At 38.6% G+C, this 8,490-nt stretch carries 7 protein-coding genes; all 7 read right to left on the bottom strand.

All coding sequences use genetic code 11. The annotated features are described in order from the left end of the window. The coding region (locus tag L1077_RS26675) for a VOC family protein (protein ID WP_237139798.1) at window positions 1-193 on the bottom strand (193 nt) is incomplete at its 3' end. 38 nt (window positions 194-231) lie between these two features. Continuing rightward, window positions 232-1,422 (bottom strand): sensor histidine kinase, encoded by a 1,191-nt coding sequence (locus tag L1077_RS26670; protein WP_237139797.1) that lies wholly within the window; start codon window positions 1,420-1,422, stop codon window positions 232-234. Window positions 1,423-1,544: 122 nt separating this feature from the next. Then, entirely contained in the window at window positions 1,545-2,876 is a 1,332-nt protein-coding gene (locus tag L1077_RS26665; RefSeq protein WP_237139796.1) for a sigma-54-dependent transcriptional regulator, read from the bottom strand. 62 nt (window positions 2,877-2,938) lie between these two features. Beyond that, window positions 2,939-5,380, bottom strand: a complete 2,442-nt coding sequence (locus L1077_RS26660) for an ABC transporter permease (protein ID WP_237139795.1) — start codon at window positions 5,378-5,380, stop codon at window positions 2,939-2,941. Then, the gene (locus L1077_RS26655) at window positions 5,377-6,099 is read right to left on the bottom strand and encodes an ABC transporter ATP-binding protein (RefSeq protein ID WP_237139794.1); all 723 of its coding nucleotides are present in this window, start codon (window positions 6,097-6,099) and stop codon (window positions 5,377-5,379) included. Before L1077_RS26655 ends, L1077_RS26660 begins: the two co-directional genes overlap by 4 nt. Window positions 6,100-6,114: 15 nt before the next feature. Beyond that, a complete protein-coding gene (locus tag L1077_RS26650) occupies window positions 6,115-7,368 on the bottom strand; it encodes an efflux RND transporter periplasmic adaptor subunit (protein WP_237139793.1) in 1,254 nt (417 codons plus the stop codon). 239 nt (window positions 7,369-7,607) lie between these two features. After that, a complete protein-coding gene (locus L1077_RS26645) occupies window positions 7,608-7,832 on the bottom strand; it encodes a hypothetical protein (protein WP_237139792.1) in 225 nt (74 codons plus the stop codon). Window positions 7,833-8,490: the final 658 nt, after the last annotated feature.

The raw sequence follows: 8,490 nt of genomic DNA, 5'->3' as shown, positions 1-8,490 counted from the left end.
ACACAAGGTAGTTACCACATTCAAATTCACTTTTTTCTTCCAGCTCTAAAATCACTTGAGTATTTTGCAACTGTAAGCCGATATAGCCGTCAGTTAACGACCCGAACGCAATATTTAAGCCTAATTTATCTACATAAAAAGTTTCTGCATCTTTGAGGTTTCTGCAAGGTATTCTAATGGCAGCAAGCTTCATTTGCGCTCCGAATGGCTAAATTGTGTATGTTCCGCTCACTAGCTAGACGAGGCGGAGTCTGGATCTTTAGACAAATTAGGTAACTGAATGGTTGCGATAGCGCCATTGCTATTCCCCCTGCTTTTTAACGTTAGCTCCCCGCCCTGCGCACGAATGATCTCTCTACTTAGCACCAAACCAATACCACTACCCTGCTCTTTTGTAGAGTAAAAAGGTGTGAATAAATTGTCTGTATTTGACACCCCCTCTCCATAATCTATTACTTCAAAACAACTGTGTAACTCAGATAGTTTGATTACTATGATAATTTCATCTGCTCCAGTTATCTCATTTGCTTCATTTGCATTTTTAACCAAGTTAAGTAATACCTGTTCTAACTGCTCTAAATCACAGTAGACATTAAGATTTTCACCAGATAGTTGTTTTATAGTTACGTCAGGGAATAATGCATGTAAGCGTTGTTGTAATTCAAATGCAGCTATAAAATGCATTTTGGGTTCAGGAAGTTGAGATAATTTTGAATAGCTCGAAACAAACCCTAATAGATGCTCAGCACGCTTTTCAATCACACCCAGCATGGTCTGTTGTAAGTCATTGATTGTATTACTTGACAGGTCTTTTAATGACTGAGCCATAGAGTAAATTGGCGTGAGTGAGTTTCTCACCTCGTGATTTAACACTCGAACAAGCTTTTGCCACACTTGCTGCTCATTTTTTCTAAGCTGTTGTTCAATTGACACGTAGACCATCAATTTATATTGCCTTTGGCCCCTGAAGAGCGTGTGCTCTAACACTTTAAAACGCTGATTATCCGATATTGTTTGCCAGCGACCATTTATCTTTTCAAGTGCGAGTTGTGCTGTATTAAATCCGGTAATGTGCACACCTTTATAAAAATGTGCTGCAGCAATGTTGTAGTGGTACACTTGAAAGTGATGATCGAGCACCACAATAGGTAAATCAAGCTCGTTAATGAAATCAAAAATAAATGACTCGTTTTCAGCATATTCTTGGCGCTTATACTGCATTCGACAAGCAATAGACTTCAATTCAGCCTTAATCTGAGCCACACGTCCTTGTTGATAATTAGCTAATCGCCAAATGGTAAAATCTTCATTTGCCAAACTATCTATCTGTACAGAAATACCGTCTAAGCAACTAATAACAAGGCCATAAACCTTGTGAAGTGCTAAAATACTAGGTAGCATAAGCGCTAATAAAATAGTCAAAACTTCTAATTTTCCTAGCTCAAAATATATTGTTATAAAAAATATCAAAATCAATAAGATGCAACTAGGCACACAAAACAACAATATTATGCTTCGCTCTAACGAAATTGGCTTTAATCGCATTAGGTACTCGTAACCTGAATATTAAATTTATCCATCCGCCGATAAATCGCAGACTTACTCAGTCCCAAAAATTCACCCGCCTTAACCACATTACCATCAAAATGAGTTATCGCTTGAGTAATGAGCTTTTGTTCAGCCTGCTCTAATGACATCAGGGGGACATGACTCATTGGCTGCTTATTAGTTTGTGTAATTTGTATATCTTGAACTTCAATCGTTTTGTTTGGTGCCATGATCACAGCCCGCTCTAATACATGAGAAAGCTCTCGAATATTGCCAGGCCAATGATATTCTTTTAACTTATTAAGAGCTTGACCAGATAAAGTCATTATATCTCGTCCATATTTTCTCGAATGAAGCGTTAAAAACTGACTCGCAAACTCTGCGAGCTCATCTAGTCGCGCTCTTAAGGGAAGCAACTCAATGACTAAAGTATTTAATCTAAATAACAGATCCCTTCTAAACTTAACCTCTTCAATAAGTTCATCCAAATTTGCATTCGTTGCAGAAATAACTCGAGCATTACTGTGCTTAGATTTAGAGCAGCCAACTTCCTCATACTGTCCGCATTCCAATACTCTCAAAAGCTTTGCTTGCAGCGGTAAAGGCAGACATCCAACCTCATCTAAAAATAAACTCGAGTTGTTTGCTAACGTAAACCGACCAACTCTGTGCTCTTTTGCATCTGTGAATGCGCCTTTTCTATGTCCAAATAGTTCACTTTCAAATAAATTGTCAGGGATCGCAGCCATATTCACGCTAATCATATCTTTTGTGGCGCGCGGACTATGCTGATGAATAAATGTCGCCAACATGCTTTTACCGGTACCATTTTCACCCGTGATCAATATATTGGCATCGGTTTTGGCAATACGTTTGGCTTTTTCTAATAATGCATGACTGGTTTCGCTAAAGGCCCAAAATATACTTTGCTCTTTTATATTTAAAGTACTTTCAGACTTATCAATTACATTTTTTACAGCGTCAATTAGTCTTTTGTTTTTCCATGGCTTTTCTATAAAATCACGAGCGCCGTTTTGCATAGCTTGCACTGCGAGGTCAATTTTCGCCCAGCCAGTGATCACTATTACGGGAATATTTATGTTACGCTCAGTCAAATTAGATAAAAATGCCAACCCTTCCTGCCCTGAAGTCGTATCTTGGCTGAAGTTCATATCTAATAAGATCAGGTCGACCTTTTCTTGTTCCAAGCAAGCCAATGCTGTAGCCGGATGTTCTGCTTCTAAGCACCTGATTTCATGGCGCTCTAATACGATACGCGCACTCAATCGAACATCAATTAGATCATCAACTATTAATACTGTTTTCATATTACCTTTCTTATTATTATTCTAATGAGCTAAAGCTTTATCGCTTTAGCTCACCGCTCTATCTACTCTTGGCGTAGCGAAGCCATTGGCTTCGAGCCCAATATTTTGCTCATTGGATATAAAGTCGCAAACAGTGCAAATAATACAATCCCCATGCAAACCGCTGTTAACCAAGTTGCATTAAGCAACATATAATCATTCACATGTTCAGTAAGCTTGCTATAGCTAGATATACACACTAACACCGCCAAAATAAATGAACTTGCTAACGGCAATATAGTGTCTTTAAATAGCTGTTTATACAAGGTTTTACTTTTCGCTCCCAAGGCCATTCGGATCCCAAGCTCGTAACGACGTAAACCTAAGTTGTAACTGAGTACCCCGTAAATACCTATTCCCGCGAGTAATAAAGTAAACATCGCGAGTACAATAGATAAATTACGTGTCATTCGCTCCATATGCGTCATCATTCCGTATTCATGATGCATATCTGTAAGTAACCAAACACCAGTGCGCGGATCAACTGTTCTGCCAGCTTGAAATACCAATTCACGACTTAAACTTTTTCCTTCTTCCATTTTTACAATATATGGAAAAGAATATGGCTGAGCGACAAACCAAAACTGGCGTCCTTGGTGCCTGCCAAAAGATTTTGGGTGATTAAAGTTTTCCGTGATCCCCACTACCTCAACTGGGTTATCGGGATCAAAGCTTATAAAACTCTCTCCAACTAAGCTTCCGCCGGGCTTAAGTAAATCATTTACTGCTTTTGAAACTAAAAATTCATGTTTTTCACCACGAATAGCTGCGTCACTAAACGTTCTCCCTTCAATGATTTTTAGACCTGTGACATCAAAATAATCTCTTCCAACCCAAGCTTGCGGAATAAATAGACTCTCTTTTCCTGACATATCTGTTACAGTGGTTGAACGCACATGCATTTGAACAGGACTATCACCATGAGCGACTCGCTCTACTCCATCAATATTGCGTAGAGCCTCTTTAAACGCATCGATATAGTGGTAACGTTCAGAGATACTTTCTTCCATATTTTGTATAAACAACTGAACTGTAAATAGGTTTTCTGTTTCACTGCCAAGTGGCCTATTAAGTGTTTCAAGGCTTTTGTTGAGCACCATAGTTGCGCTGATGACCAGAACAGTTGCTAAAAAAAGCTGAAAACCTATCATTAATTTTATTGTGTAGGGGTTAACTTGGCTTACCGCGCCTTTACCTGAGGACTGAATTTGCATACGAAGCTTGGTAAAGTTAATCAATCGACTTGTTATAAATGCGAATAAAAAAGACAACAAAAAACAAGTAACCAGCGCACTACACAGCACTGTCATATCAAGAGAAAGATCGGAAATTAAGGGTAAAAACCCGTCACTTACAGAGACAAAAAGCTGAATACCCCATGCAGCTATAAATAGTGCCACCAGCACAGATGCTATCATTAGCACGCTTGTTTCTAATAAAATACTTTGAAACAATACCCGTAGTTTTGCTCCCAACACAGCCTGCAGCGCTAATTGCTTGTGTTTGACTACGGCTCTGGTAATAAACAAATTACTCACATTTAATAATGCTATACTCAGTAAACCTGTGACTCCGGCCAGTAGCAAAATTGCTAAATTATCATTATCCCCTAGCTCTGCCTCACGGAAACTCGTTACAATAGGTTTCAAATCAATTAAGCTAGGAAACCCCTCTTTCCACTGTGTTTTAATTTGCTGAATAGATTGATACAGATGTGTTACCGTACTGTCATGTGTTTCCCCGTGTTTTAAGACGCCTACCAACTTGAGTGAGCTATATAAACTTGACCACGGACTGCGGTTTTCCTCACGAAAATACCGTGCATCTGATGAAAAGTTAAACCACACTTGAGCTTTACCACCATTAAACATAAATGGATCAACAAATTCTTTTGCAACAACCCCTACAACCTTAAATGATTTCACTTGTAAACCTTCAACTTGCAAGCTTTGGCCTATCACAGATTCATCGCCATCAAAATAACGTTGCCAAAACGCATAAGAGATAAGCATCTCTTGTACTTGTTCTTCAAACGTTACAGCGGGTGCAATATGCCTGCCTAACACTAAAGGTACTTTAAATAGCTCATAATATTCACTTGTTGCGTAAGTCACATCGATTTTAGGCTGTCCAGGTAAGCTTTTTATAATTCGTTGTGATGTACTTACGGCAGCCGCTTTTTCAAAAACTTGCTGACTGTTATACCAATGATCTATTGCTTGAAAGCTCTGATAACCAGGGCTGTTTTTATCTGCGTAAATATTATCTTGTTCAACGATAACTAAACGCGATTCATTTTCAACTTTGAGTGGCTTGATAAAGTAACTGCTAAAGAGGCTCATTACGACAAAAAAACAAGCTAACGTCAGTGATAAAGTTAATATAATGGAGGCTGAAAAACCTTTTGCTTGAGTAAGAGAATTGATCGCTAACTTTAACTGGTTCGTAAAGCGAATTATATTCATGCCATCTCCCTCGACGCTTCATGAGCTAACTCACTTGCGTGCAATACAGCACCATCAAATAGCTTAACCTGTTGTTTGGCATACCCAGCGTATCGGGGATCATGCGTTACCATGCAAATCGTTGTGCCTTGTTGATTCAAAGAATCTAAAATAGCCATAACAGCATCACCATTTTTAGAATCTAAGTTACCAGTGGGCTCATCAACCAATAAAATACTGGGCTCACCCGCCAATGCGCGAGCAATTGCGACCCGCTGCTGTTGGCCCCCAGATAATTGATTGGGTTTATGGTTTGCTCTGTGCTCAATTTCCACTTGGCTCAGAGCATTATTGACTCGTTTCTTAATATCCTCTTGACTTAAAGGTTGCTCACGATAGATAAGTGGTAACGCAACATTGTCAAAAACAGATAACTCATCAATCAAGTTAAATGACTGGAAAATAAAGCCAATGTGTAAATTTCTAAGTTCTGCGAGTGTATCAGCATCTAAAGTCTGGGTATCAACACCTTCTATTCTATATGTGCCATCAGTGATGTCGTCTAGCAATCCCATTAAACTTAGAAGTGTGGATTTTCCACAACCTGAAGGCCCGCTGATTGAAACGTAATCGCCTTTATGGATAGTCAAATTGATGTCTGTGAGTGCATGCGTCTCAACATTTTCACTTACATAAATCTTCGAGACATTGATAAGCTCGATAACTGGTGTATTAGCCATGATGTTTCCTTATAATTATTGCGTTATTGTTATATGTGCGAGGTGCTTGAAATCAGACATGTCAGAGATCACTACTTGCTCGCCGGCCTTTACACCTGATCGAATTTCGATAGCGTTGCCTACGAGTGTACCAAACTCTATGGGGGTTTTAACTAGTTGATTTCTATTTAAATCAAGAACAAACAGAGAAGCATTACTTTGCTCAGCAATATAGCTTGGTCTTTGCAAAGATAAAGCGTTGAACTTTACATCTGTGATGATCCGCCCTTCAATCGACAACGAAGGTCTTGCGTTGTCAGGCATTGTACCGGTTAGTTCCAACTCAATGGCAATGCGCCCATCTCTGACAACAGGATCTATACGCTTTACTCGCGCCTCTACTTCTGCACTGAATGTATTGATAATACCAACTTGCCCTTCTTGTACCCTGCTCGCTTGTTTCTCTGGAACCTGGAGATCTGCTAATAAGGAAGATTCACTGCCAACCAATGCCAAAGGGGCCCCCATTTGAACAGATTGCCCTTGTTCTACATTAACCTCTTGAAGCATTCCGCTAATCCCTGCACGCACATGAAGTTTATTGACATCCTGTTGTGCTGCGCTAAAACTAAGCTCAACTTCACGCATCAACTCTTGTTCAATTTGTAACCTTTGAGCGTGCAGTGCTTGAGTTTGAATTAGCTGTAGTTCGGCTAATTTAACCCGTTCGCTAAGTTGACTCACTTCTAATTGCGAACGTTTATGCTCAAGTGTCGATACTATGCCTGTTGCAATCAATTTTGCTTCTGCTTCTTCGCGATTTTGAGCATTGGCTAGCTCACTTTTCAGTAGTGTAAGCTGACCTTGTTGAGTTAATAAGGCATTGTGCTGACTCAGTTTTAATGCTTCAAAACTGGCTTTTTGTCTAGCGAGTGCAAGTCGGGTTCGATTTAAAGACTGTAACAACTCCGGATTTGACAAGCGCATAATGATAGTATCGGACTGCACACGACTACCGGGTAAATAAAAGATTTCTTCTACTTGGCTGCGGTGGCTCGCTGTGATAAACCGACTTTGTTTAGATCGCAGAGTTCCATAGCCTGATACCGCTAAACTTAGTTTACCGTTTTGTACTTCAGCGAGTACCAAATTGTGCAAATCAAGCTCACTTCTATTAAAATCTGCAAATCCCAGTGCAATTAATGCAAGGCTGCCAGCTATCCCGAGGAAAGTTTTTTTTAAATGAGGCTTTTGTTTCTTATTTTTCGCAAGTGAGTCTTTGATATCCATGCTCAGTCTCAGTAATTATTTTTAAATTACTAGAGCCAATTACATGCCAAATTTAAAGCATTGATTAAATTGAATTTTTATTTTATATGGTTTAATACCTTCCCGTATTCGGGAATTTTTTAAACACTTATGGGACTAACATAGAAGGAGGAAACTTATTCAGAAGTGCAACATGTACTGCTGTGTTTGATAAACTCACATTGCACAATAGATACTCAAGACAGGATCAATACCTATGCTTAGTACATATCAACGCTCGGGGCACCACCTTCATAAATGCATTTCCTAACATAATAGTTAATTTGACTGTTACCAGAGACGAAAATGCTCCAACTATCACCATATCTTGGGTTATGGCATGAAACGCGAGCATGATCCGCTGTTATACTTGGCTTAGCGTGGAGTACGTTTATATTCCCAATTGACAATATGACAAGTGAGATAAGTAACATTTTATTTAACATAATTAGTTTCCTTTATTTATTGTGTTTAGGAAAAAAGCGCCATGAACGCTTTTTTGGCCAAAAGCCATAAACACTATATTCATATTATAAAATAATTAACAAACAAAATATTTAATGCTATCTATGCAAAAATCTCATCAAGAAAACTTCAATATCAACATGCCATAAATAAGAATTTTAATTTCATGAGGGATTCTTTACAGGCCCAGCAAAGAAATGCATCATAAAAATCAACACATTGATTTAAATAAATAATTTTGAATAACTCTAAAAAAGCCAACTTAAAATTAATTAATACGATTAGGAAAAGCCGTATTGCAGAATTTTAATCTGATAACCCCCCATTATAAGAGACCTAAACCAATTTAAAATATGCAATGATTTGAGTGTAAAATATCGAAATTACACATCTATATAAAAAATACAAAAAATAGACTAAAAAACAGAGAACATAAATCCTGATTTCAGATAATAAGTGCGACACTCATAGAAAGGTGTAGAGGAGGAAGCCAACTGCCGAAAGTGGTACGCTCTTCTCGCCAAAGAAACAAGCAATACTACTATGAGTTATCAACAGTTGACCGAGGGGAGAAGATACCAGATTTCTGCCCTTTTGGAACTAGGAATTTCAATCTCCGAAATAGCAAAAAAAGTGAAG

The sequence above is a fragment of the Pseudoalteromonas luteoviolacea genome, from assembly GCF_021654285.1.
Classification (GTDB): Bacteria; Pseudomonadota; Gammaproteobacteria; order Enterobacterales; family Alteromonadaceae; genus Pseudoalteromonas; species Pseudoalteromonas luteoviolacea_J.
The sequence above is the reverse complement of the archived record's forward strand: the minus strand, read 5'-3'. Positions and strand labels throughout refer to the sequence as shown.

Bases quoted from the DNA above. Each gene is read 5' to 3' on its own strand.
- L1077_RS26665 (WP_237139796.1), bottom strand. From the start codon at position 2,876: ATGAAAACAGTATTAATAGTTGATGATCTAATTGATGTTCGATTGAGT.
- L1077_RS26660 (WP_237139795.1), bottom strand. From the start codon at position 5,380: ATGAATATAATTCGCTTTACGAACCAGTTAAAGTTAGCGATCAATTCT.
- L1077_RS26655 (WP_237139794.1), bottom strand. From the start codon at position 6,099: ATGGCTAATACACCAGTTATCGAGCTTATCAATGTCTCGAAGATTTAT.
- L1077_RS26650 (WP_237139793.1), bottom strand. From the start codon at position 7,368: ATGGATATCAAAGACTCACTTGCGAAAAATAAGAAACAAAAGCCTCAT.
- L1077_RS26645 (WP_237139792.1), bottom strand. From the start codon at position 7,832: ATGTTAAATAAAATGTTACTTATCTCACTTGTCATATTGTCAATTGGG.